This window comes from Jejudonia soesokkakensis, assembly GCF_042664795.1.
Classification (GTDB): Bacteria; Bacteroidota; Bacteroidia; order Flavobacteriales; family Flavobacteriaceae; genus Jejudonia; species Jejudonia soesokkakensis.
The window spans coordinates 122,667-146,506 of record NZ_JBHTBN010000002.1 but is presented as its reverse complement, the minus strand read 5'-3'; the positions used below and the strand labels follow the sequence as shown (position 1 = coordinate 146,506).

27 protein-coding genes are annotated in these 23,840 nt (G+C 32.8%); 26 read left to right on the top strand and 1 reads right to left on the bottom strand.

The window, feature by feature from the left end; all coding sequences use genetic code 11:
* From metK to ACFQO1_RS05255, 13 genes are all read left to right on the top strand, one after another.
* Nucleotides 1-1,047, top strand: a complete 1,047-nt coding sequence (metK, locus tag ACFQO1_RS05315; RefSeq protein WP_380216946.1) for a methionine adenosyltransferase — start codon at nucleotides 1-3, stop codon at nucleotides 1,045-1,047.
* Between the two features lie 240 nt (nucleotides 1,048-1,287).
* Complete coding sequence (locus tag ACFQO1_RS05310) at nucleotides 1,288-1,821, top strand: hypothetical protein (protein ID WP_380216945.1); 534 nt, start codon at nucleotides 1,288-1,290, stop codon at nucleotides 1,819-1,821.
* A 244-nt stretch (nucleotides 1,822-2,065) separates the two neighbouring features.
* Nucleotides 2,066-2,644, top strand: coding sequence for a hypothetical protein (locus tag ACFQO1_RS05305; RefSeq protein ID WP_380216944.1), 579 nt, complete (start codon nucleotides 2,066-2,068; stop codon nucleotides 2,642-2,644).
* Nucleotides 2,645-2,889: 245 nt separating this feature from the next.
* Nucleotides 2,890-3,309: a hypothetical protein gene (locus tag ACFQO1_RS05300; RefSeq protein ID WP_380216943.1), complete on the top strand. Its 420-nt coding sequence runs from the start codon at nucleotides 2,890-2,892 to the stop codon at nucleotides 3,307-3,309.
* Between the two features lie 299 nt (nucleotides 3,310-3,608).
* Nucleotides 3,609-5,291 carry a hypothetical protein gene (locus tag ACFQO1_RS05295; protein WP_380216942.1) on the top strand — a complete coding sequence of 561 codons (1,683 nt, stop codon included), beginning with the start codon at nucleotides 3,609-3,611 and terminating at the stop codon, nucleotides 5,289-5,291.
* Between the two features lie 223 nt (nucleotides 5,292-5,514).
* Nucleotides 5,515-6,012 (top strand): hypothetical protein, encoded by a 498-nt coding sequence (locus ACFQO1_RS05290; protein WP_380216941.1) that lies wholly within the window; start codon nucleotides 5,515-5,517, stop codon nucleotides 6,010-6,012.
* Nucleotides 6,009-6,293 carry a hypothetical protein gene (locus ACFQO1_RS05285; protein WP_380216940.1) on the top strand — a complete coding sequence of 95 codons (285 nt, stop codon included), beginning with the start codon at nucleotides 6,009-6,011 and terminating at the stop codon, nucleotides 6,291-6,293. The genes ACFQO1_RS05290 and ACFQO1_RS05285 overlap by 4 nt, the downstream gene beginning before the upstream one ends.
* A gap of 153 nt (nucleotides 6,294-6,446) precedes the next feature.
* On the top strand, nucleotides 6,447-7,184 hold the full coding sequence (locus ACFQO1_RS05280; protein WP_380216939.1) for a hypothetical protein: 738 nt from the start codon (nucleotides 6,447-6,449) through the stop codon (nucleotides 7,182-7,184).
* Nucleotides 7,185-7,422: 238 nt separating this feature from the next.
* A complete protein-coding gene (locus tag ACFQO1_RS05275; RefSeq protein WP_380216938.1) occupies nucleotides 7,423-7,983 on the top strand; it encodes a hypothetical protein in 561 nt (186 codons plus the stop codon).
* A 259-nt stretch (nucleotides 7,984-8,242) separates the two neighbouring features.
* Complete coding sequence (locus tag ACFQO1_RS05270) at nucleotides 8,243-9,346, top strand: tetratricopeptide repeat protein (RefSeq protein ID WP_380216937.1); 1,104 nt, start codon at nucleotides 8,243-8,245, stop codon at nucleotides 9,344-9,346.
* A gap of 244 nt (nucleotides 9,347-9,590) precedes the next feature.
* Entirely contained in the window at nucleotides 9,591-10,160 is a 570-nt protein-coding gene (locus tag ACFQO1_RS05265) for a hypothetical protein (protein WP_380216936.1), read from the top strand.
* A 237-nt stretch (nucleotides 10,161-10,397) separates the two neighbouring features.
* A complete protein-coding gene (locus ACFQO1_RS05260) occupies nucleotides 10,398-11,138 on the top strand; it encodes a hypothetical protein (RefSeq protein ID WP_380216935.1) in 741 nt (246 codons plus the stop codon).
* 361 nt (nucleotides 11,139-11,499) lie between these two features.
* Nucleotides 11,500-11,955 (top strand): cupin domain-containing protein, encoded by a 456-nt coding sequence (locus ACFQO1_RS05255; protein ID WP_380216934.1) that lies wholly within the window; start codon nucleotides 11,500-11,502, stop codon nucleotides 11,953-11,955.
* A gap of 95 nt (nucleotides 11,956-12,050) precedes the next feature.
* Here the strand turns inward: ACFQO1_RS05255 and ACFQO1_RS05250 are convergent, their stop codons facing one another.
* Nucleotides 12,051-12,188, bottom strand: a complete 138-nt coding sequence (locus ACFQO1_RS05250) for a hypothetical protein (RefSeq protein WP_380216933.1) — start codon at nucleotides 12,186-12,188, stop codon at nucleotides 12,051-12,053.
* Nucleotides 12,189-12,218: 30 nt separating this feature from the next.
* Here ACFQO1_RS05250 and ACFQO1_RS05245 point away from each other — a divergent pair, with 30 nt between their 5' ends.
* The 13 genes from ACFQO1_RS05245 to ACFQO1_RS05185 all read left to right on the top strand — a co-directional run bounded on the left by ACFQO1_RS05245 (nucleotide 12,219) and on the right by ACFQO1_RS05185 (nucleotide 23,747).
* Nucleotides 12,219-13,004, top strand: coding sequence for a hypothetical protein (locus ACFQO1_RS05245; protein WP_380216932.1), 786 nt, complete (start codon nucleotides 12,219-12,221; stop codon nucleotides 13,002-13,004).
* Between the two features lie 316 nt (nucleotides 13,005-13,320).
* Nucleotides 13,321-14,115 (top strand): hypothetical protein, encoded by a 795-nt coding sequence (locus tag ACFQO1_RS05240; protein ID WP_380216931.1) that lies wholly within the window; start codon nucleotides 13,321-13,323, stop codon nucleotides 14,113-14,115.
* Nucleotides 14,116-14,835: 720 nt separating this feature from the next.
* Nucleotides 14,836-15,588, top strand: coding sequence for a DUF4844 domain-containing protein (locus ACFQO1_RS05235; protein ID WP_380216930.1), 753 nt, complete (start codon nucleotides 14,836-14,838; stop codon nucleotides 15,586-15,588).
* Nucleotides 15,589-15,890: 302 nt separating this feature from the next.
* Complete coding sequence (locus ACFQO1_RS05230; protein WP_380216929.1) at nucleotides 15,891-16,238, top strand: hypothetical protein; 348 nt, start codon at nucleotides 15,891-15,893, stop codon at nucleotides 16,236-16,238.
* A 264-nt stretch (nucleotides 16,239-16,502) separates the two neighbouring features.
* Complete coding sequence (locus ACFQO1_RS05225) at nucleotides 16,503-17,225, top strand: acetolactate decarboxylase (RefSeq protein WP_380216928.1); 723 nt, start codon at nucleotides 16,503-16,505, stop codon at nucleotides 17,223-17,225.
* 243 nt (nucleotides 17,226-17,468) lie between these two features.
* Nucleotides 17,469-17,960 (top strand): hypothetical protein, encoded by a 492-nt coding sequence (locus tag ACFQO1_RS05220; RefSeq protein ID WP_380216927.1) that lies wholly within the window; start codon nucleotides 17,469-17,471, stop codon nucleotides 17,958-17,960.
* A 309-nt stretch (nucleotides 17,961-18,269) separates the two neighbouring features.
* Nucleotides 18,270-18,551, top strand: a complete 282-nt coding sequence (locus tag ACFQO1_RS05215) for a type II toxin-antitoxin system RelE/ParE family toxin (RefSeq protein ID WP_380216926.1) — start codon at nucleotides 18,270-18,272, stop codon at nucleotides 18,549-18,551.
* Nucleotides 18,552-18,561: 10 nt separating this feature from the next.
* A complete protein-coding gene (locus tag ACFQO1_RS05210; protein WP_380216925.1) occupies nucleotides 18,562-18,864 on the top strand; it encodes a HigA family addiction module antitoxin in 303 nt (100 codons plus the stop codon).
* A gap of 259 nt (nucleotides 18,865-19,123) precedes the next feature.
* Nucleotides 19,124-19,600 (top strand): hypothetical protein, encoded by a 477-nt coding sequence (locus ACFQO1_RS05205; protein WP_380216924.1) that lies wholly within the window; start codon nucleotides 19,124-19,126, stop codon nucleotides 19,598-19,600.
* 245 nt (nucleotides 19,601-19,845) lie between these two features.
* Nucleotides 19,846-20,337 (top strand): lipocalin family protein, encoded by a 492-nt coding sequence (locus tag ACFQO1_RS05200; protein WP_380216923.1) that lies wholly within the window; start codon nucleotides 19,846-19,848, stop codon nucleotides 20,335-20,337.
* Nucleotides 20,338-20,611: 274 nt separating this feature from the next.
* The gene (locus ACFQO1_RS05195; RefSeq protein WP_380216922.1) at nucleotides 20,612-21,889 is read left to right on the top strand and encodes a DUF2130 domain-containing protein; all 1,278 of its coding nucleotides are present in this window, start codon (nucleotides 20,612-20,614) and stop codon (nucleotides 21,887-21,889) included.
* Nucleotides 21,890-22,113: 224 nt separating this feature from the next.
* Nucleotides 22,114-22,710, top strand: coding sequence for a Tim44 domain-containing protein (locus ACFQO1_RS05190; protein ID WP_380216921.1), 597 nt, complete (start codon nucleotides 22,114-22,116; stop codon nucleotides 22,708-22,710).
* Nucleotides 22,711-23,225: 515 nt separating this feature from the next.
* Nucleotides 23,226-23,747, top strand: a complete 522-nt coding sequence (locus ACFQO1_RS05185; protein ID WP_380216920.1) for a hypothetical protein — start codon at nucleotides 23,226-23,228, stop codon at nucleotides 23,745-23,747.
* Nucleotides 23,748-23,840: the final 93 nt, after the last annotated feature.

Genomic DNA, 23,840 nt, shown 5'->3' with positions numbered 1-23,840 from the left:
TTGGTAAACCAACATTATACTATAGAAACAGTTTTAAAAGGTCATCCTGACAAGGTGTGTGACCAAATTTCTGATGGAATTTTAGATGAATTCTTAAAAAATGATAGCAACACAAAAGCTGGTATTGAATGTTTAGGAGTATCAAATAGTTTAATAATAGCTGGAGAAATAAAATCAAATGCTAAAGTTGATGTAGAAAAAATTGCATCCGAAATTTATAAAAGCATTGGTTATTCTGATAGTTTAGAAATTATCAATAAAATAAACGTACAATCTTATCAATTAAATAAAATTGTTGAAAAAGGGCTTGCTGGAGACCAAGGAGTAATGTATGGATTTGCCTGCAATAAAATTGAGCATAATTTTCTTCCATTTGGAGTTTTAGCAATAAATGATATTGCTCGAAATATTGATGATTACAGGATAAACAAAAAATTGTTTTTACCTGATGGTAAAATTCAAGCAACAATTGAAAATAATAAAATTAAGTCCCTTATAATAAGCCTTCAACATAAAGAAAATTGTGACCTTGATGCTTTAGAAAACAATATCAAAGACTTAATATTAAATGACCAATTCTATAAAAATTCAATCGAAGAATTGATATTTGATAAATCTGATTTTATTCAAGGAGGCTTTATGAATGATACTGGATTGACCGGAAGAAAAATAATCATCGACACTTATTGTGGTTTATCTCAACACGGTGGAGGAGCTTTTTCTGGTAAAGACCCATCAAAAATGGATAGGTCTGCAAGTTATATGTCAAGATTTGTCGCGAAGAACATCGTAGCAAACGAAATGGCTGAAAATTGTACAATTAGTGTTTCTTATGCTTTTGGAAAAGAAGAACCAGTAATGATAGCAGTAAACACAAATAATATTTTCAATAAAAGTCTTACCAATTTCGTTAAAAATGAATTTGACTTTAGACCTAATGCGATTATTGAAAGATTAAACTTAAAAAATATTGAGTATTTGCCCACAGCCTGTTACGGACATTTTTCGAATGAAAATTATGAATGGGAAAAAATAATTGTTTTATAAAAACGGTTTACAACAGCGGTTATAATTCAGCGGGGCTGAATTCATAGCTTGGTAAAAAACACTATATTTAACTTTAAAACTAATCTGACTGGACTTCGACACACAGCTTGCCATCGCTCTGAAACGCACGCACAGCCAAAAAATAGGCTGCGCTTCCCCTCGCCAAAGGCGAGTTAATCGCACGCCATCGCTAAGCTGTCCATCCCCACCGAAATCATAACCGGAGACGTTACAACACATATGAAAAAAAACATCGAGAAAAATTTTACACCCCTTTTGATTGCAATTATTCTCGTGCTTGTTTCAATCGGAATATCTTTGTTTTCTGACACTGCACTTAATTACAGACATTACATCGGATTTACTCTCATATTGATTTCAACAATTTTATATTTTCAGAATAGAAAATGGTACACTTATATTTTTGGACTAACTCTTTTAATCGGAACTGTTTCTCTGATTGATATTTTCTTTATGACTTTTGGAATCACTATCATCTTTTTTCAATTTAATCCGCTACTTCTAATTCTACTCATTGTATTTTTAATGACGAACAAAGGGCTGATTGATAAAATATTTCCGGAAAAGGAAACTACCGAGAAAAGTATTGCGGAGAAGAACGCAGAAAAAGAGAAACGTATTCTAAATTACGAGCAGAAATTCCAGACAAAATCGGAATCGGAATTAAAACGTATTGCGGATGAAAATAGTGATTATGTGATAGAGGCTAAAATTGCATCACGAAATGTTTTAAGTAATAAATACGTGTTGTAACAACGGTTATAATTCAGTGGGGCTGAATTCATAGCTTGGTAAAAAATATTATATTTAACTTTAAAACTAATCTGACTGGACTTCGAACAACAGCTTGCCATTGCTCCGAAACGCACGCACAGCTAAAAAATAGGCTGCGCTTCCCCTCGCCTTTGGCGAGATAATCACGCGCCAACGCTACGCTGCCAATCCCCACCGAAATCATAACCAGAGACGTTAGCCACAAGCTGAAAAAAACTTCAAATTGCAAAACAAACAAGAATACTTAAAAGGAAAATCAGTTTTTATAGTTTCACTGCTAGTGGTTGCTATCACAATTCTTACGGTCTATGCAACTGGAGTAAATTATAATCGTACAATCACTTCAAACTTATATTTATCATTATCAATAATCGGAACAGCACTTTTCCTATTTATGACATACGGCCTTTACAAAGGGATTGGACTAACTGATAATTTCCCCAAGTTTAGAAAATTTAGAGACGATGATATGTTCGGTAATATTACACCTGATTTTAATTCTCCTTCCGTTGATGTAGGAGAAGGTATTGGTGGATTTATTTTATCTTTATTGCTTTGGATTGGTATGACAATTTTGATAATCGTTTTACTAATACTTCTCGAAGCTGTATTCTGGTTTTCAATTTTTATAATTTTAGCTACACTTTATTGGATTTTTTTTAGAGCAATGAAATTTGTTTTTTCAAAATCAAAAATTACCAAAGGTGATATCGGAATTTCATCTATTTATTCGCTGACATATACAGCTTTATATCTAGGATGGATTTACGGAATAGTTTATCTGAGTGAAATTTTGAGCTGAAAAAAGCCAGTGGCTAACACAGGTTATAATTCAGTGGGGCTGAATTCATAGCTTGAAAATTAATCTTATATTTAAACTTTAAAACTAATCTGACTGGATTTCGATAAAACAGCTTGCCACTGCTCCGAAACGCACGCACAGCCAAAAAACAGGCTGCGCTTCCCCTCGCTAACGCGAGTTAATCACGCGCCAACGCAAAGCTGTCAATCCCCACCGAAACCATAACCAGAGACGTTGTACGCAATATGGGAAAAACGATAATCATCATTGGAGTAATCATCTTTCTAATATTGATTTTTAGTTACGTTCAAAATAAACGGAATGATAAAAAGTTGCGTAAATTGAACAAAAGTCGACCGAAAATAACTCGAACGGAATATATAAACCGCCTTGTGAAAAGCGGATTTGAAAAGCGACACGTTGAAGTCGTTCACGACGAAATTCGAGAGTTTATTCAAATGGATGATTTTTCAATTTACCCAGAAGATGATATCCATAAAATATATGGGGTTGAAAATTTAGATGATATTGAACTGATTGACAATGTTTGTGAAAAACTGAATTTGAGAAAAGCGGAGCAGAAAGACTGTGACGAATTGAATAAAAGTGTGGAAATATTTAATGCGAAATATATTTTGACTTTGACTAAACGTTTAGCGGTATAAAATACTGCGTACAACATTGGTTATAATTCAGCGGGGCTGAATTCATAGCTTGGTAATTAATCTTATATTTAAACTTTAAAACTAATCTGAAAGAATTGGGCAAGCAGCTTGCCATTGCTCCGAAACGCACGCACAGCCGTAAAACGGGCTGCGCTTCCCCTCGCCTTTGGCGAGTTAATCGCGCGCCAACGCTAAGCTGCCAATCCCCACCGAAATCATAACCGGAGACGTTGTGCGCAATTTCAAGATTCGACCGAATGATAAAAAAATGTATAAATCGAAAATTAATATTTCTTAAATTGAAAAAGCAACTTGTTAGACCTCTTTTAGATTATGAAAAAAAAATCTTAAAAACAGCAAAACATAAGAATTTTAAACAAACAGTTGAATGCTTGCAAAAACTAGCTTTAGGTGGTAAATATGAAATTCAACTTTCATTTAATACTTCGGATAAAAAAGCAGTTCAACAAAATTTTCCAATTGAGATTATAAATAACAGAGAACAAGGATTACCATTTCAAATTAAAGTTGAAAAACTTCTAAATATTGGAGGTGTATTACATAAAGAGAGTTATGGATTAAACAAAGCTCTAACTATCATTCAAGACGGAAAATCGTTTTATACCAAAAAAGAATCCGTAAGTAATTTTAAAACAGAATATCCGAAAAAACCTCAATATCTAAATGGAACACTAAATAACCTAAAAACATTTAGTGAAAGCCCAAAACCTAGTTATACAAGAATTGTTATTCAGACAAATGATACTGAATTTACTTATCCAACAGAAATTTTAGAATTCAAAAAAAATCGTTTAAAGTTCGATTATGAGACTTGGCATCTACAAAAGTCATTAATAGGATTACCATTTCCATCGACTAAAGGAATGTTTGTCAATGTTGAAATAAATGGAAATAAATTTGATTTTTATGGTATTGAACCAATGAATTCAATGATAATCGATTCGGTTAATAAAATAGCATTAGATGATTTCAAAAAATACTCATATATAATTAGATTATGCTTTGCTTTTTTATCCGGTAAATTTTACAAAGAAGAAGTGGTTTATGCTTTATCAAATACAGAAAATTTTGAAACAATCGATGAGTATGAATATGTTTTAGAATCACCTTCTATTATTTCTAAAAATCAAATAGTTAACCCTACATTTTTCTTTCAAACCTTCAAAGACAGAAGTGAACAGGAACAAAAGGATTTGGAAAAACATCACAAAATGTTTGATTCAAATTTATTTTCGTCATTCTGCGAAAAAGTTTTGAATCATCCTGAATTATTGCGTACAATAGAACTTATAATTACTGCTGGTAATTTATCTGATTCAATTCAAAAAGGAGCACTTTATTCGGTAGCCATAGAAACTCTTACAGAGTTTTTAAAAGATTTAAATCAAGAAGTATTTAAACCAATCCAAGACAAACCAACCGCCAAAAGTTTCAGAAAAGAACAAATAGCTCTTTTAGAAACTTATAAAACTAAAATTGACCCTAAAGGATTTGACATTCTTGCTACTAAAATTAATAATTTAAATAGTCCTACAAATAAGGATAAACTAATAAAACCATTTGAGTTATATGGAATTACTCTTAATCAAGATGATTTAGAAGTATTAGACCAGCGAAACGCTTACTTACACGGTGGAATACCAATTGATTCAAGTTGGGAAGCTGAATTAGAAGCTAATGCTCTGAAACTTCACAACCTTTTAAATCTTTTAATATTAAATTTTATAGGTTATAAAGGACATTACATAAATTTATCTGGATGGTATCTTATGCAAGTAAATGAAGTACAAGATATTTTCAAAAATGTAGATTTTGAAGAAATAAAGCGTATTACCGAAAAAGTTAATTCTGGAAATGCTAAAGATTTAAACATTCCAGACGCTAGAAAAAAAATTGAAAATTATGAAAAGTTTTTAAAGTCAGTACAAGGAACGAGTAACATAATTGGAATAATAGAATAAAAAAAACTGCGCACAACAACGTTTATAAAACATAGCTATTATAGGCTTTACGAGGGGTTTTCATATATTTACAAAGTACGCCAAATTTTTTATTTGGTTATATTTATAAAAGAAAATTAAACAAAAAAATAAAAAATTCGGCTCGTGCTATATCCGAAAAATTAGCGTTTATTTATACGCTACGTTTCATACACAAGACCGTTGTAGGTAATTTAAACAAACTGTGATAATACGAAAGGAAATAAAAAACGACAATGAACTTTACTTGTATTTCAATGGAAAATTGATTTACAAAAGATGGCTGAATTTAGGCTATGGAAAAGTTTTTGACACTCACGCTTTCGGAAAATATACTGATTATAGCATTACTGATTTTGACCTTGACGAAACGCCTGAATTGATTCACGTTAAAGCAAAATTAAAAATCATTTCGACAGAAAATGGCGGAAGAAAAACTGGGATAAAAAGTGGATACAGACCAAACCACGTTTTTGAATACCAAACAAATGGACAATTCAAATATGCATATATGGGAGATATTCAATTTGACCAGAATGAATGGATTATGCCTGGAGAAACTAAAGAAGTTTTAGTCCGATTTTTATCGAGACAACCGATTGATGAATATATGGATATCGGAAGAAAATGGTGGATTCACGAAGGACCAAATAAAATTGGAGAGGCAGAAATAATTGGAATTGAATTACCAAAATCTGAATGAAAAAATTATTTAAATATTTAAAGGTTTTGGTTTTAATCGTTGTGATTAATCAAATCATCATTTTTATTTCTAACGACTCAATTCGAAACGGATGGTGGAAAAGCAACAGCGAAAACCGATTTAATGAACACGACTTTCTGGAATTTGATTCAAATCTGAACTGGAATATTATTACGGAAAAAGGAAAGAAAAGCGGAATTGTACAATTATACATCGGAAAAAAATTATTGATATCTAATCTGACATTGACGGAATGGTATTTATATGAAAATAAAGGATAAAAACTACCTACAACAACGTGTATAATTAATTGCTTTGGTCGTTGCCTATTTGGAAAATTCCTTCGGAATTTTCTCGCGTTCGTTTTTGTTTACTAAATTAGTTGCTGAAACACGCAACTAACCATACACAAACACGTTAGCTAACATTTGAGAATGAACAAACCGACAATATTTTTACTTCTGATTTTAACGCTGTTTAGTTGTCAAAAAAACGTTGAACGGATTGACATTTCGAATACTTTACGAGGGAATACCTTTGTTATGACCTCAATCGGAGAAAAGGACACTTTGACTATCGATTTTAAGGACTCAACCTATACTGTTTTTGAATATAGCGACAAGAATTTACCTTGGAGAATTGCATCTTTTGAAAATAACGACTTATTGGTTTTTGACAGAAGAGTAATTGCAATCAAGCAGATTGACAAGAATACTCTCAAAGGGCTTTTGATTTCCGAAAAGGACTATGAAATAACCCTTGAGAAAAGTAAAATTCAATGGAATAAAGAGTTACTGAATGGAATTTGGATTGAGGAGAAAAATTATGATTTGTTCTTTAATGACAGTATAGTAAAACCGCCACCGCCACCTGCGCCACCAGGAATATCTGAAAGTGATTTTCAATATCCGCCTTTTTATGAAATTAAAGGCGATACTATTTCTGCATCATATTTTTATCAAGTATCCAAATCTGGAATTGACATCAGTAATTCAACAGAATTCTTAACTCTGGAATTACAAAGTGATTTGGACAAGGTTGAGAAACTATGGAAAATTAAAAAGCTGACCGACAGTATAATGATTATCGACAGAACTATAGAAAAGGAAAATAAAAAGTTTAGTTACTTAACGATAACTGAAGAAAATATAAAACTGATTAAAAAACGTTAGCTAACACAGGTTATAATTCAGTGGGGCTGAAATCATAGCTTGATAATTAATCTTATATTTAAACAAAAAAACTAATCTGACTGGATTTCGAACAACAGCTTGCCATTGCGCTTCCGAAACGCACGCACAGCCAAAAAATAGGCTGCGCTTCCCCTCGCTAACTCGAGATAATCACGCGCCAACGCAAAGCTGTCAATCCCCACCGAAATCATAACCAGAGACGTTGGCAACAATATAAATGACCGTAGAACAAGAAAAATTTATAAACTATTATAAAGAAGAAAGGAATAATTTTAGAGATCCAGAAATATTCTTTGACGAAAATGTATTATCTATATGTCCGAGAAAGATTAATAAGTTGAATATAATCGGAGATTTGTTTTTAGTCATTATAATACCGCTAATTGTTTGTTTTCTTCTTATTAAAATTCCTTTTCCTTTTTCAATGCAATTATTCCTAATTGGAATAGCTTTAATATGGGTGATTTTTACTTTAAATGAAAGAATTAACCGAATTAAACTAAACAATAACATTCGGATTGACTCCGAAAATGGATTACTCACAATTACACCAATTGATTATTTTAGGAAAAACATATTAAAGAAAGATAGTTTAACTTTTTCTTATAATTCTATTAAGGGAATAGAAACGAAACGGAGAAAGTTTGACAAACTTAATGCTGGAATTAGGATAATAATTAATTCAGAAAATGGTAAAATAAATCTGATTGATATTTGGACTAAATCTTTTGGGGAAAAACTATCTGAATTAATATCTGAGTTGACAAAAAAAATCTGAACTAATATACTGTAGCCAACATCGGTTATAATTAAGTGGGGCTGAAATCATAACTTGACAATTAATCTTATATTTAAACCTTAAAACTAATCTGACTGGATTTCGATACACAGCTTGCCACCGCTCCGAAACGCACGCACAGCCAAAAAATAGGCTGCGCTTCCCCTCGCCAAAGGCGAGTTAATCGCACGCCAACGCAAAGCTGTCCATCCCCACCGAAATCATAACCGGAGACGTTAGCCACAATATTGAAAAAAATATGATGAAAACACAAATATTCTTTATTGCATTAATATTTTCAATTTCCAACTTTACGTTTGCCCAAACTGACAAAGAAAAAGCTCTTGATTTAGGACGTAATGCAATTAAACTAATGGATGAAGGTGAATTAGACAAATCAATTGATTTGTTAGAACAAGCCCAAAAGTTAGATGTAGAACGAATAGATTATCCATACGAAATTGCCTACGCTTATTACAAGAAAAAAGACTATGCAAAATCGATTAAGATTTTAAACACTATAACTGAACACAAGGACGTTACCGATAATATTTATCAATTACTCGGAAATGCGTATGATTTAACTGGAAATCCAGAAGTAGCCTTGTCAACTTACAAGAGAGGAATGGTGAAATTCCCTAATTCAGGAAAGTTCCATTTAGAAAGTGGTAGTATAAAATTTCATAATAAAGAATATAATGAGGCGATTGATTTTTGGGAAGATGGTATAAAAGTTAATCCAAATTATTCATCAAATTATTACAGGCTATCAAAAGTATTTTCATTAACGGAGGAACGAATTTGGACTTTACTTTATGGCGAGATGTTTATATTATTGGAGCCAAACACTCAAAGGACTGAAGAGATAAGCAAATTACTTTTTGAAAATTATCAAGAAAGTTATGAAGTCCAATCTGATACAACTGGCGAATTTCATCTTACCGAAAAAGGATTTCAAATTGTAATTGAAGATAAGAAAGATATGCGAAAATTGAAAAAAGGTAGCGGTTTACCATTTGAGGGAACTTTTGCAACAGCCTTTGCTTTTTCCGCTATCGATTTTCAAAATAACATAAACCTTTCAACAATTTATAACGCTCGAAAAAACTTTTTAGATTTTTGGTTTAATGAGAAAAAGTTTCACAAAGATTATCCAAATAAATTGCTTGACCACCAACTTAAAATTGAGGAAAACGGATTTTTAGAAACGTACACTTATTGGATTTTATCACAAGGCAGTCCAACTGATTATCAAGAATGGTATGCTAATAAAGAGCAGAATTTTTCTGATTTTGCCAATTGGTTTAATGAGAACAGAATTGAAATCAAGGAAAAAGATTTTTATTCGAGAAAAGATTACTGATAAAATACTGTGGCTAACAACGGTTATAATCCAGTGGGGCTGAATTCATGACTTGAGAATTAATCTTATATTTAAACTTAAAAACTTATCTGACTGGATTTCGACAAACAGCTTGCCATTGCTCCGAAACGCACGCACAGCCAAAAAATAGGCTGCGCTTCCCCTCGCTAACGCGAGATAATCACACGCCAACGCTAAGCTGTCAATCCCCACCGAAATCATAACCAGAGACGTTAGCTGTAATATGGAAAAACACGAATTATTTATTGAAACTTTAAATGACTTAGAACTAAAAATACATTCTGATAAACCTTATCAAATTTTAAAATCATCCGAAATTATTAGATCATTATTATTTGATACGACTGGTCCTCTTGTAGATAAAATTAATAGAGAATTTAAATTAAAAATTGAATTTGAATATCGAGATACTAAAATGCGTTCTGAATCTAGCCCTAGTTTAATACCTAAGCCAACTACATACATAGTCGCTGACGGCTTCTATCCTCCAGACGGAATACCGAATGCAAAGAGTGTTAAAACTAAAAAAGATCAGTTTTTTAAAGCATTATTAATTTATCACAATGATACAATTTATACAGTAAAAGATATCTTAAACTTTGCACTCTACAATCTTGGCGGAACACATCACGCAGAACCAAATACAGAAAGTGAGACCAATCTTGCCGAATTAAACGATTTATTTCTAGGAAATATTAATTCAATTATATTCCAAACAAGAGCTATTGGAAAAGTTGTAATTAAAGCATTATCAGAATTAAAAAATGAAGTGGAAAAAAAATACTACAGCTAACAACGATATAATTCAGTGGGGCTGAAATCATAACTTGGTAATTAATCTTTATATTTAAACTTTAAAACTAATCTGACTTGATTTCGACACACAGCTTGCCATCGCTCCGAAACGCACGCACAGCCAAAAAATAGGCTGCGCTTCCCCTCGCTAACGCGAGTTTATCACTCGCCAAGGCAAAGCTGTCAATCCCCACCGAAATCATAACCAGAGACGTTGTGTGTCATTTAAGAAACAATGAGAAAACATTTAATAATCTTACTTCTAATTTTGACTTCTTGCAATTCTGACAAGATTGACAAAGCGGAATATAATGACTTTTCGGACATTGAAATTCGATTTAGAACTGGAGATGAAAGAATTGAATTTTACTCAATGGACATTTTTAAAAGCGGAGAAAAAATAAAAGCAATTAAAAAAAGTCCTTTTTATTATTATGGTTCTGGAACTGACTCAACTTGGACAACTGAAATCGGAAAATCTGACTTAAAATTAATAACTGAATTTATTGAAAAAGCAAAAACAATAAAAGACACTTGTTCATTCAATTCATCATCCATTGACTATTATGACATCAAAACAAATGGAATAGAAATTAAAATCGTTGGGAACTGTGAATGGAATGGAATTGACTACGATAGTTTGGAAAGTAAAATATTCAAACACAAGTTTATTGAATTAGAAAAAAAACGAGAAATAGTAGCTGATTCTTTGGCTAGCGGTTTTAATGGAATTTGGGAAGTTTCTGGATGGGAAAATGGAGTTTTAAAAAATCGTAATCTGGTTCTAACAAGAACAACTGAAAACAAACCAAAAAGTAACGGAATCTATCGCTGGACTTTTGACAAAGAAAACAACTCGGATTTTAAAAAGAATTTGGATATTGACGAGGGAAGTACGCTTATTGAAATAAGAGGTTCGATGTATAGAGTTTTGGACATTAAAACGGACAGAATTGAATTAAAATATTTATGGTAAAAAAAACGCCACACAACAACGGTTATAATTCAGCGGGGCTGAAATCATAGCTTGATAATTAATCTTATATTTAAACATTAAACTAATCTGACTGGATTTCGACACACAGCTTGCCATTGCTCCGAAACGCACGCACAGCCGTAAAACGGGCTGCGCTTCCCCTCGCCTTGCCTCCTTCGCCGAAGTGGCTCGGCTACGAAGGCCGAATGGCGAGATAATCACGCGCCAACGCAAAGCTGCCAATCCCCACCGAAATCATAACCGGAGACGTTGTGCGTCATATGACAAACGACTCTAAAAAAGAAAAACGGGAAAGCTGAAAACCGATTAGAGTAAGCATTAAGACTAAAAATAACCAATTATGAAATCAACTTTTAAATTTCTAGTTACTTTGATTTGCCTTACGGTATTTTCAACTACTTCAGTTCTCGGACAAATAACTGAAGAACAAAAACTTTTATACAAAACAGGAAATCCAGCGGATTGGCCTAAAGAACAAGATGCTGTAGTTTCTGCATCGAAAAATCATAAGATTTTGTTGGAAAATGACAAAGTAAGAGTTTTGGAAGTAACAATTGCCCCAAACGAATTAGAAGCTGTTCATCATCATCAGTGGCCGAGTGTACTTTATATTATGGAAGGGGGAGATTTTATTGACCGTGATGGAGAAGGAAATGTAATTATGGATTCTCGCAAAATACCGGAACCACTTACTTTCCCTTTGACAATGTATAAAAAACCAGAAGCACCTCACTCTGTAGAAAATTTGAGTGACACTATAACAATACGACTGATTAGAGTGGAAATGAAACAATAAAAGTTTTATGTTGAAAAAAATACGAACGCACAACAACTGTTATAATTCAGTACGGCTGAATTCGTAGCTTGGAGGTTTTTGTTTACATTTAACTCTTAAACTAAATCTGACTGTTCTTCGGTCGACAGCTTGCCGAAGCTTCCGAAACGCATGCTTCCTTCTAGAATAACTTTAGAAGTTACAAAGCCGTTGCGCTTCCAGACGCTAAAGCTGTCAATCCGTACCGAAATCATAACAGGAGACGTTGGCTCAAATTTGAATTTATGAATAGAAAAATAATAACAACCACACTAATTGCATTTATCTGTTTAACTATCAACGCACAGGATAAATTTAAAATCACAAGAGAAAATAAAACTTCAGAACACGAATTAGGAATTAACAAATATTCTTTTATACATCATTTATGTCCAGATTCCTTCTTTATGACCGAATTGTATAAGAATTACGATTATGAAGAGATGACTTCAATTTTACGAGAAGTTTATGACGGAGTAACATACAAGGACAAAGTTCAAGTGAATTTTAAAGAAGTAAAACCAGCACCTGCAAAAATCACTTACTCTATCAAAGAGATTGAGGATAAAGAGAAAATTTTTATAATGTTTACAAATTTTAGTAATGCTACTCGACAATTTGAAAAGAAGCCTGATCCAAAAGACCAATTAGCAAGGTGGTATTTTCTTAAAAATGATCGCCTTATCTATCGTAAAGATTTATTTACACCAGAAACTGAAGAACTCAAACTTAAATCTGACAGAAAATCTGACATCATAAAATACTATATTTTTGATGACAACTCTGATAATGACTCGCAGATAAAACCAATGATTGATGAAATTTTGGCATCTGATGATAATGGACCAGACAACTATTTTACTCAGATTTATCAGATTCAATATTATCTAATGAACGGACAAATTCAAGAAGCTGAAAAAGCACTACATAGTCTTGAGGATTATTTTTATCTAAACACTGAAATTCCTAGAAATCAAAAAATATATTTGAATATGGTAAAAGCTGAGTTTGAAGTTATGAATAGAATGTAAACTTGAGCCAACATTGGTTATAATTCAGTGGGGCCTGAAATCATAGCTTGATAATTAATCTTATATTTAAACCTTAAAACTAATCTGACTGGATTTCGATACACAGCTTGCCATTGCGCTTCCGAAACGCACGCACAGCCAAAAAACAGGCTGCGCTTCCCCTCGCCTTTGGCGAGATAATCACGCGCCTCCGCAAAGCTGTCAATCCCCACCGAAATCATAACCAGAGACGTTGTAAGCAATTTTGAAGAAAAATTTCGGCTACATATTATTCGTATTCCTGATAAGCATTTCTTGTCAAGAAATTGATAATCAAATGAAATCTGATGATCAAATTTCAGGTAAAATAGAAAGTAAATTTTCATCCAATAAAGAAATTATTGATTTCAAGATTCTTGATAGTTTTGAGTGGGACGAAATGATGATTTTAGGACCCTACGCTGATGTTGAAAAAATTCAAAAATTTTGGAGATTAGATTTATCAAAAATTGAGCGTCACCTAATTAAGTCTGAGGATGGAATTAACTTGATAATCTTTTTTAAGGACAGCGAATTAATAAAAATAGCTGAAGTTTCAAGAGGGATTGGTGATTTTCAAAATTTAGAAATTTTAATTCCTAAAAGTCGAACAAAATTTTTAAAAGAAGATAATGGAATAACACTCGTAAATGACAACTTGAATAAATACTCTTTCTATCGCGATATAACGATTTTTCCAAAATTTAAAGATTTTCAGAAAAAGAGAGGTTTGTTATTAAACCATTTAAATAATTCAAACAGTAATAAGGGACTCCAGTATATTAAAAACGATAGTATCCATATATTAATTTTAGAAAGGATCATAAGAATAAATGAATGGAAAGTTGCATATGAACTATTAGATACTGTCAAGCTGGTAAACAATAATAAATTGAAAATAGGCTTTGGATATTGCGAGAGAATTAACCCTTCTGATGATGAAACAATTTTCGCGTTTTCAATAATTAATGATAGTGCTTTTTTCAAAACTCAATTAAAATCTTGGAGAATTGATTTTGATATTAACAAATTAGTAGAAATACAAGAAACTGAATTAAAATGTGTGAATGATGAGTTTCAGAATGATCCATAAAAAAACTGCTTACAACAACGGTTATAATTCAGCGGGGCTGAAATCATAGCTTGATAATTAATCTTATATTTAAACCTTAAAACTAATCTGACTGGATTTCGAAAAACAGCTTGCCATCGCTCCGAAACGCACGCACAGCCAAAAAATAGGCTGCGATTCCCCTCGCTAAAGGCGAGTTAATCGCGCGCCAACGCAACGCTGTCCATCCCCACCGAAATCATAACCGTAGACGTTATAAAATATTTCATAGGGAGCATTCTTTAGCTACTCCTGAAAAAGTAATCTGATATTCTTTGGTAAGCTTCTACTCTACTACTTGCCGAAAGAAATACAATTCTTCGGAACTTTCTTTTTATTCGGAACTACGCCGAGAGATATGCAAAAAAAGTTCATTTGGAATACAAACATTATATAACAACTGTTATAATTTAGTACGGCTGAAATCATAGCTTGTAATATTTTGTTTACATTTAGCTCTTAAACTAAAACCGAATGGTCTTCGATTCGCAGCTGCCGAAACTTCCGAAACTCACGCACATCCGTGAAACGGAATGTGCTTCCCCTCGCCCTTGGCGAGATAATCACACGCCAACGCTACGCTGCCAATCCGTACCAAAATCATAACAGAAGACGTTAGCTACAATTTTCGAAATGACGAAATACATCCAAATTTTCATAGTTTTTTTAACCCTATCTGCTTGCGGACAAAAAGCAACTGAAATGAAAACACCAGAAAATGCTAATGAACTGTTTGCGGAATTCATTGCAAAGAAAAAATTTGTTGCACTACCATATCCGAATCATTATCCTGGACTCGCAGATGAAAAAGTGAGACCAATTTTAACAGAGAAAATCAACCAAATTGCATATGACTTTAAAAACGTTGCGGAATCTGAAAAACCGACTGACAAGGATTATCAAGAACAGATCGGAATTGGACTTTCAAAATTTAGAGAAAACTATCTGGAGTTAGATACCGAAGACCGAGAAATGGTTTGTGTTTATATTGAGCAATTAATGGATATTGTAGGACTGGAAAGCTCGAATGGACAGTTAAATAAATTTATGTACGGATTTGACCCAATGGAAATGGCAAAAGAGGAAAAGTGGACAGATAAACACGGAAATGTATTTATCCAAAAGGGAAATGAAGTTTCCATAATTCCAGCGAAATACGAGAAAACTGGGAAAACTTACAAGGTGTTTATTTTCAATGAAACTTTAAATGAAATTCAAGTTTCAGAAAGACTTAAAATACAAGCGAACGAATTCAAAGTTTTCAATATGGTCGATACAGATACGCTTGAGTTAAACAATGGCGTAAAATTCATGTTTGGAGAAACCTATGGTCTTGAAATAGAAGACAAAAAATCACAAGTTAGCGGACTTGGAGGTGAATTTTTAGTGAAATACGGAGTTCCTGATGAAGTGGAATGGGCTTTTGTGATTGTTCCAGAAGGCGAAGGAGATTAATAAATAACAAACTGTAGCTAACAACGTATATAGCACATACCTCTTTATACACCAAAATTTATCTATCTTTAAACTAGATAAATTTCGTGTATCTCACTCAGCCGAAGAACGGTACGTGCCATATACGAGGACGTTGCCACACATTTCAGCAAAAACAACACTAAAGTTCTTAATTGTACAGACAAATTAAAAATATCTGTTTTTGAAATTTGACGATTTTGCTAATTAAACATACGGACAACAATAGGTAAAAACTATTGCATTCGTTTTTTTCATATATTTGTACTATAACACTATTCAATATGAAAACAGCTTTTGAGGAATTACAAGAAGAATTTAAAAAAATTAAAAATGAACTTTGGGAAGAAGAAAAATTAAAATTTCCATCTCATCATACATTAAAGCAAAGTGCCGATAAAATAATTGACCTGCTCAAAAACACTAAAATAGAAGATGAAGAATTTAGTATCTGGTCTTCTTGGCGGCGAAGATATTTAGACATCTTTAAAGCAGATTTAGTAGGAGAATTATATCACGATTACGATAAAAGGAACAAAAGGTACCGAAATAAATGGTTGAGAGAGAAAGAAAAAATGACATCTTTATTTTCCGATTTCTACATTAAGTTCTATTCAATAAAAAAAGTCTGAAATAAAACGTGAGGCAACAGCGGTTATAATTCAGTGGGGCTGAATTCATAGCTTGATAATTATCATATTATATTTAAACATTAAAACTAATCTGACTGGATTTCGACATACAGCTTGCCATGCTTCCGAAACTCACGCGCATCCGTGAAACGGGCTGCGCTTCCCCTCGCTAAAGCGAGATAATCACGCGCCAACGCAAAGCTGTCAATCCCCACCGAAATCATAACCGGAGACGTTGCCAGCAATTTGAGAAAACCGAAATCTATGATAAAAAAAGTAATAGTTGGAATTCTAACAATCGGAATATTTGGTTGCAATTCTGACCAAAAGAAAAACAATTCGAATGAAACCTATCCAGACATTAATATTGTAGGTGCAATGAAAAATGTTATGTGGAAAGGAGAATTAAGTGGAACTATTAAACTTGATACTATTACTAATAAAAAAGGGCTTTATGGACTTGGACCAGAAAGCTATCTAACTGGAGAATTACTTATCAATAATGGACAAAGTTATGTTTCAAAAGTCACATCTGATTCAACTATGACAGTTGAAAAAACATTTGATGTCTCAGCACCTTTTTTAGTTTATGCTAACGTAACTGAATGGAACGAAATAGAATTAGCCTCAAATATTAAGTCAATTAAAGACCTTGAAAGATTAGTAGATGAAAAGACGACTGAATTTAAAAGACCTTTTGCCTTCAAATTAATAGGGAAAATTTCAAAAGGAGTTATTCATATTCAAAATTTACCACAAGGAACAAAAGTTTCATCACCAAAAGAAGCTCATCAAGGACAAACTAATTACGAACTGAAAGATGAAGAAGCAACGATAATTGGATTTTTCTCTACAGAACACAAGGGAGTTTTCACGCATCACGACTCAAATATTCATTTACACTTAATAACTAAAGACGAAAGTAAAATGGGACATTTGGACGAGCTAGAAATTGAGAATATGAAATTGTATTTACCGAAAAAATAAAAACTGCTGGCAACATTGGTTATAATTCAGTGGGGCTGAAATCATAGCTTGATAATTAATCTTATATTTAACCTTTAAAACTAATCTGACTGGATTTCGATACACAGCTTGCCATCGCTCCGAAACGCACGCACAGCCGTAAAACGGGCTGCGCTTCCCCTCGCCAAAGGCGAGTTAATCGCACGCCAACGCAAAGCTGTCCATCCCCACCGAAATCATAACCGTAGACGTTAGCCATAATCCATGCAAAAACATAAAACAAGATTTGTAACTCCAAAATTTACAATTTTCATACTGATTGTTGGATTTGTTTTTTTTATTTTGGGAATTGCTTTTTTGTTTAGATTTGATTCGAAAATTGGAGGAATTATACTTGTAATTTTAGGAATTTATCTAGGTTTCTCTCATAATGGAATTGATATAGATATTACTAATAATAGATTTAGAAAATTTACAAGTCATTTCGGAATTAAAACTGGAGATTGGAAAAATTTTAAATATTATCCATACTTAAGTCTTTTGACCATTAATCAAAAACAAACAACTTATAGTTATACTAACGCACAAAACACAACAAAATTTATTGTTTATAGAATTTACTTGTTAAATAAAAAACACACTGAAAAAATTCTGATTAGAGAATTTAGGAGCAAGTCAAAAGCTGACAAAGAAATAGCTGAATTGGAAAATGAGCTAAATCTAAAAATTGATGTTTACAGTCCTGATTTTAGCTGAGACTATGGCTAACAACGGTTCATAATTCAGTGGGGCTGAATTCATGGCTTGGTAAAAAACATTATATTTAAAAATTAAAACTAATCTGACTGGATTTCGATACACAGCTTGCCATCGCTCCGAAACGCACGCACAGCCAAAAAACAGGCTGCGCTTCCCCTCGCCAAGGGCGAGTTAATCGCGCGCCAACGCTAAGCTGTCCATCCCCACCGAAATCATAACCGGAGACGTTAGGCAACATTTGGTTAAAATTTTTCTTCAATTAAAAATTTTTACTTACTTTTGACGTTAGTAACGTAAATCAAAACTATGATTGTATCCTTTGGCTCGAAAGAAACTGAACAAATATGGAATGCTATTCGAGTTAAAAAAATGCCGGTTGAAATACAGAATATTGGACGCCGTAAACTGAGAATGTTGAATAACTCACAAGATATAGGTGATTTACGTATTCCTCCATCAAACCGACTTGAAAAATTGAGTGGGAATTTAAACGGATTTTATAGCATTCGAATTAACAAGCAATGGCGAATAATATTTCAATGGAACAAAGGAAACGCATCCGAAGTAGAAATAATCGATTATCATTAAAAATAACAATATGGAAAAGTTAGCAAATATACATCCAGGAGAAATTTTACGTTATGAATTTCTTGAACCTCTTGAAATTACGGCTTACCGTCTTTCTAAAGATTTAAAAATTCCACAAACCCGTATTTCAGAAATTGTAAAAGGTAATCGTAGAATTACAGCAGATACTGCTTTACGATTGAGTAAATATTTTGGAAATTCAGCTAAGTTTTGGTTGGGAATTCAAGATGACTATGACATTGAAGAAGAAAAAGAGAACAAAGAGCAAGAGCTGAATGAAATTAAGCATTACGAGAATAAAAACGTTGCCTAACAGCGGTTATAATTCAGCGGGGCTGAATTCATAGCTTGATAATTAATCTTATATTTAAACTTTAAAACTAATCTGACTGGATTTCGACACACAGCTTGCCATTGCTCCGAAACGCACGCACAGCCAAAAAATAGGCTGCGCTTCCCCTCGCCAAAGGCGAGTTAATCGCACGCCAACGCAACGCTGTCCATCCCCACCGAAATCATAACCGGAGACGTTGTGGTGCATTTGAGAAAAAGATTGCGAAATAGAAAATTAAGTGAAAGCTGAAATAGTAAATCAACCATACTCAGGCGAATTTGAAGAGCGAATATATGATATCGAAAGCGTGTGGAATTCGCAATCTTGGACTTGGATAAAATTTACGAATGAATACGGAACTCAAATTGTCGGACAATTTCGCGGATATCCAAAAGATGTTAAAGTTTCAAATCAACGGGATGAAATTATCGTTCTGACCTCTGACTATGCTTTCCGGCTAAACGCATCGAATTTGAATATTATCGAAACCGAAGACCAACCACAATATGCAAACTTAGAAGTTACGCCCAACGGAACTTTCATTTTATCTGAATTTTCGGACGTATGCAAACTGACAAACTCGTTAAAAGACTTAAAAGTTATCAAAAGTCCTTTCGAGATGGATATGATTGATTTAAAGGTTGGGACGGGAATAAATTACAATTTGAATGTGAAGAAATGGGAAGATGGGAAAGACAAGAAAAAATGGAATTGAATATAGCTGATTGGACAATAAAAGTGAAGAAAAACGCACCACAACAACGGCTATAAGTAATGCGGGATTAGGTGCTTAATCGAGGAGAAATTGCTAATTTGCAATGACCGCCAAAACCTTGTTTTGGCTTTTTAAAATAAATAAGATAAAAAACCAGAAAACAAGGTTTTGGCTCTGTGCTCAACCGAAAGGAAAGTGCGTGTTTGCGCCCGCACTACTCATAGCCATGACCGTTGCCCACAATTATGAAAAAAATCCTGATAACTTTCATATTAACCTTTCAAATTGGAATTTTGATTGCTCAAAAAAGTCAGTCTGAATTATTATTAGGAACGTGGAGATTTGAAAAAGAACTTGATTTGAGAAATAATGCTGAAAAATCAAAATATGAAGAAATACCTTGGTGTCCATACGAAACTGAAAGCGGAACTGGATATCCTGATTTGACTTTTAAAAAAGATAATTTATTTGAAAGATACTTCACAAAAGAACATATCGAGTACGGAAAATGGGAAATTAAGAATAATGAAATTCTAATTTATAGATTAATTCAAAAAGAAAAAGCAAAAAAAAGTTTTGAATTCACAAAAAGACTTTTGAAAAGAAAACTTATTTTTAAAGGAACTGATGGGAATTATTATTTCAAACCTCATAAATTGAAAATTAAAAATCTTTTGAAAAACAAAGCAGAATTTGGGAATAATAAAGAATTTGAAATTTATAAACGAATAAAATAAAAGTGGGCAACAACGGTTATAATTCAGCGGGGCTGAATTCATAGCTTAATAATTAATCTTATATTTAAACTTTAAAACTAATCTGACTGGATTTCGACACATAGCTTGCCATTGCTCCGAAACGCACGCACAGCCAAAAATAGGCTACGCTTCACCTCGCCTTTGGCGAGATAATCACGCGCCAACGCTAAGCTGCCAATCCCCTCCGAAATCATAACCAGAGACGTTGTGGTGCATTTGAAAAAAAATCCGAACTTAAACGAAAATATTAAATATGAACGAAATTATTTGCCCAAATTGTGACAAAGCATTTAAAGTTGATGAAGCTGGGTTTGCTGATATTGTAAAACAAGTTCGTGATAATCAATTTGAAGAAGAACTAAACAAGCGACTTACAATTGCTGAACAACAGAAACAAAGTGCTGTTGAACTTGCTATTGAAAAAACTAAAAGTTCACTGCAAGAACAACTTTCAAGAAAAGAAAACGAGATAACACAGCTAAAAGCAAATAGTAAGAGTGAATTAATAGAAAAATTAGCCGAAAAAGATAATGAATTGTCTGATTTAAAATCCAAAGTTGAAAATTTTGAAACTGTAAAAGAATTGGCAGTATCGAAAGCAACTAAAGAAATTGAAAAGCAACGCGACAATCTAGAAAATGATATAAAAACTAAAGAATTAGAAAAAGAAAATCTTAAAAATTCATTAGAGCAAAAGTACACCACCGAATTACAGAACAAAGACACTATAATAAAATACAAGGACGATGAAATTGCTCGAGTAAAGGATATGAAACTCAAACTTTCAACTAAAATGATGGGAGAAAGTTTAGAGCAACATTGTGAAATCGAGTTTAACAACCTACGTTCTTCAGCTTTTCAAAATTCATACTTTGAAAAAGATAATGATGCAAGTTCTGGAACTAAAGGGGACTTCATATTTAAAGAGACAGATGACCAAGAAAATGAAATCGTTTCAATTATGTTCGAAATGAAGAACGAAAATGATGAAACAACTAACAAAAAGAAAAATGAAGATTTTCTTGCAAAACTTGACAAAGACAGAAATTCAAAGAATTGCGAATATGCAGTTTTAGTTTCTTTATTGGAAAGTGATAGTGAGTATTATAATAAAGGGATTGTAGATGTGTCTCATAAGTTCCCAAAAATGTATGTGGTGCGTCCTCAATTCTTTATTCCAATAATTACTCTTTTGCGGAATGGAGCAATGGCATCTTTAAAGTATAAGCAAGAATTAAACACAATAAGAAATCAAAGTATTGACATAACAAATTTTGAAGACAAGATAAATCAATTTAAAGATGGTTTCGCTAAAAATTACTTATCAGCATCAAGTCATTTTGAAAAAGCAATTGCAGAGATTGATAAATCAATTGCACGAATGCAAAAAGTTAAGCAAGAATTAACAACAAGTGAAAATCAATTACGACTTGCAAATAAGAAAGCTGATGGACTAACGATAAAAAAGTTAACCTACGGAAATCCAACAATGAAATCAAAATTTGATGATTTAAAAAAGAAACTGGAATAAAAACGCACCACAACAATGTATAAAAAAAATAGGGCAAAAAGTGCTTAACCGAAAGGTCTGTGTGTATTTGCCAAGTCGCCAAATTTTTAAATTTAGTATATTTAAAAGGAGAAAAGATAAATAACAAAATTTAAAAATTCGGCTTTAGCTTAATCCGAAAAGTAACGCGTACAACTGCCCTACTTTTCTTATACTAGACCGTTGCCCATAATACTGAAAAAACATTGAGAATATTAATATTACTTGTTCTGATTTTAAATTTGTCCTGTAAAAGTCAATCCTCAACACCCGAATTGAAAGCTAATTTTTCAGCCGACCAAATTGCGGATTTAAAGAAAATAACCGAATTTTTTGAGAACCAAATCTGCGAAAATGACCAAACCGATTTCAAAAGTTGTTTCGAGCCAATTCTTCCGGATTTAATTGATGTTGGTTACGAACCGATTTTTGAGCTTGTTGATTTCCAAATGCAGAAAGTGCTTTATAATTCAATTGGAAAAACCACGTTCAACGAAATTTGGAATTTTTGCAAAACAACAAATTTAAAGACAAATAAAAGTTATCAATCACTTTGCGCAAAAGGTGTAGAAGGCAAATATGCAGATTTCTTACTTGCGGTTGGGCAAAATAATAAGTTTTTAAAAAAATATGCAGACCGACTAATTGCTTCTGGCGATTTTGAAAGTTCGACACTGTTACAACAATGGATTTATACTAATAAAGAAAGTTTTGATTTATCAAATCCTAACATCAAATTAATAATCGCAATCCATTATTTAAGCATTAATGACCAAGAAAAACGAACTGAACAATCTGATTAAAGTTTTACTGACAATTCCATCGGTACTTTCCTTTATGTATATGTTTACATTTTGGTTTCCGAAAGAATTTGTTTGGTTAATTCCGTCAATAAAAGTCTATTATATTCAAATGTTCACTTTGCAGATTTTAACGGTCGGACAATTGATTTTTTTAATCGTCCGTTTGAGGTCGTTTGAGAATATTGAAAAATCTGTCAAATCAAATTGGACTTGGTATTTGATTTTGTTTAATTTTATAACTTGTCCGATTTATATTTGGAAGAAAGATAATGAGTTAATCAAAGCTGAACGCAAAAGTACTATGGGCAACAAAGTATAAAAACAATAGGGCAATTCTCGTAAAACCAAAAGGTTTGGGCGCATTTGCTAAGTCGCCAAATTTTAAAATTTGGCTTATTGAAAAAAGAAAAGTAATAAGTAAAATTTAAAAATTCGGCTTGTGTTCAACCGAATGGTTTGCGCTCATTTTCAGCCCTACTGTTCTTATACAGAGCCGTTGGGCAAAATTTAGAAAAATGACAACAGAAGAAAGACTAAGAGAACGGTGTATAGCTTTAGAAAATTTAATCAATTCAATACGTGAATACTATTCCGAAGAAAGCACTTCAAAAAATCAAAGGGCATTTATAGAAACTATTATTGGAGCTGCAATTTGGTATTTACCACATGGAAAGGATTATTGGAACAATAAAGTTTCTAAGGCAGCAATAAGTAGTTTGAGAGATTCAGCAGAGGTAAGATTAACAAGAGATCATATATACCCAAGAAAAGACTCGGCTAAGAAACTCTTAACTGATGCTGAAATCAGTCTGAATGGAGATGGAACAAACTTAAAAGAGTTATATCAAAAAGAACTTGGAAAATATATTTTAGTTACCCCAGACGAGAATAGACGATTAGTGGCTATTCAAAAAAATCATAATTATGGTAAATGGGAAGATGCATACGAGGAAGCGGGAATTGAATTATTTGATTATGAACAAATATTAGAATCTGAAGAAGAGGAGTTTCTTCAAATGTTTAGAAAGAAAAGGTAAAAAACTTTGCCCAACAGCGGTTATAATTCAGTGGGGCTGAATTCATAGCTTGGTGAAAATCATTATATTTAACTTTAAAACTAATCTGACTGG

Excerpts from the sequence above, each read along its gene's own strand:
- ACFQO1_RS05220 (WP_380216927.1), top strand. The coding sequence starts at position 17,469 with ATGCAAAAACATAAAACAAGATTTGTAACTCCAAAATTTACAATTTTC.
- ACFQO1_RS05195 (WP_380216922.1), top strand. The coding sequence starts at position 20,612 with ATGAACGAAATTATTTGCCCAAATTGTGACAAAGCATTTAAAGTTGAT.
- ACFQO1_RS05265 (WP_380216936.1), top strand. The coding sequence starts at position 9,591 with ATGGAAAAACACGAATTATTTATTGAAACTTTAAATGACTTAGAACTA.
- ACFQO1_RS05260 (WP_380216935.1), top strand. The coding sequence starts at position 10,398 with ATGAGAAAACATTTAATAATCTTACTTCTAATTTTGACTTCTTGCAAT.
- ACFQO1_RS05200 (WP_380216923.1), top strand. The coding sequence starts at position 19,846 with ATGAAAAAAATCCTGATAACTTTCATATTAACCTTTCAAATTGGAATT.
- ACFQO1_RS05240 (WP_380216931.1), top strand. The coding sequence starts at position 13,321 with ATGAAATCTGATGATCAAATTTCAGGTAAAATAGAAAGTAAATTTTCA.
- ACFQO1_RS05250 (WP_380216933.1), bottom strand. The coding sequence starts at position 12,188 with ATGATTTCGGTACGGATTGACAGCTTTAGCGTCTGGAAGCGCAACGGC.
- ACFQO1_RS05310 (WP_380216945.1), top strand. The coding sequence starts at position 1,288 with ATGAAAAAAAACATCGAGAAAAATTTTACACCCCTTTTGATTGCAATT.
- ACFQO1_RS05235 (WP_380216930.1), top strand. The coding sequence starts at position 14,836 with ATGAAAACACCAGAAAATGCTAATGAACTGTTTGCGGAATTCATTGCA.
- ACFQO1_RS05285 (WP_380216940.1), top strand. The coding sequence starts at position 6,009 with ATGAAAAAATTATTTAAATATTTAAAGGTTTTGGTTTTAATCGTTGTG.
- ACFQO1_RS05210 (WP_380216925.1), top strand. The coding sequence starts at position 18,562 with ATGGAAAAGTTAGCAAATATACATCCAGGAGAAATTTTACGTTATGAA.
- ACFQO1_RS05230 (WP_380216929.1), top strand. The coding sequence starts at position 15,891 with ATGAAAACAGCTTTTGAGGAATTACAAGAAGAATTTAAAAAAATTAAA.
- ACFQO1_RS05300 (WP_380216943.1), top strand. The coding sequence starts at position 2,890 with ATGGGAAAAACGATAATCATCATTGGAGTAATCATCTTTCTAATATTG.
- ACFQO1_RS05245 (WP_380216932.1), top strand. The coding sequence starts at position 12,219 with ATGAATAGAAAAATAATAACAACCACACTAATTGCATTTATCTGTTTA.
- ACFQO1_RS05215 (WP_380216926.1), top strand. The coding sequence starts at position 18,270 with ATGATTGTATCCTTTGGCTCGAAAGAAACTGAACAAATATGGAATGCT.
- ACFQO1_RS05225 (WP_380216928.1), top strand. The coding sequence starts at position 16,503 with ATGATAAAAAAAGTAATAGTTGGAATTCTAACAATCGGAATATTTGGT.
- ACFQO1_RS05185 (WP_380216920.1), top strand. The coding sequence starts at position 23,226 with ATGACAACAGAAGAAAGACTAAGAGAACGGTGTATAGCTTTAGAAAAT.
- ACFQO1_RS05270 (WP_380216937.1), top strand. The coding sequence starts at position 8,243 with ATGATGAAAACACAAATATTCTTTATTGCATTAATATTTTCAATTTCC.
- ACFQO1_RS05275 (WP_380216938.1), top strand. The coding sequence starts at position 7,423 with ATGACCGTAGAACAAGAAAAATTTATAAACTATTATAAAGAAGAAAGG.
- ACFQO1_RS05280 (WP_380216939.1), top strand. The coding sequence starts at position 6,447 with ATGAACAAACCGACAATATTTTTACTTCTGATTTTAACGCTGTTTAGT.
- ACFQO1_RS05255 (WP_380216934.1), top strand. The coding sequence starts at position 11,500 with ATGAAATCAACTTTTAAATTTCTAGTTACTTTGATTTGCCTTACGGTA.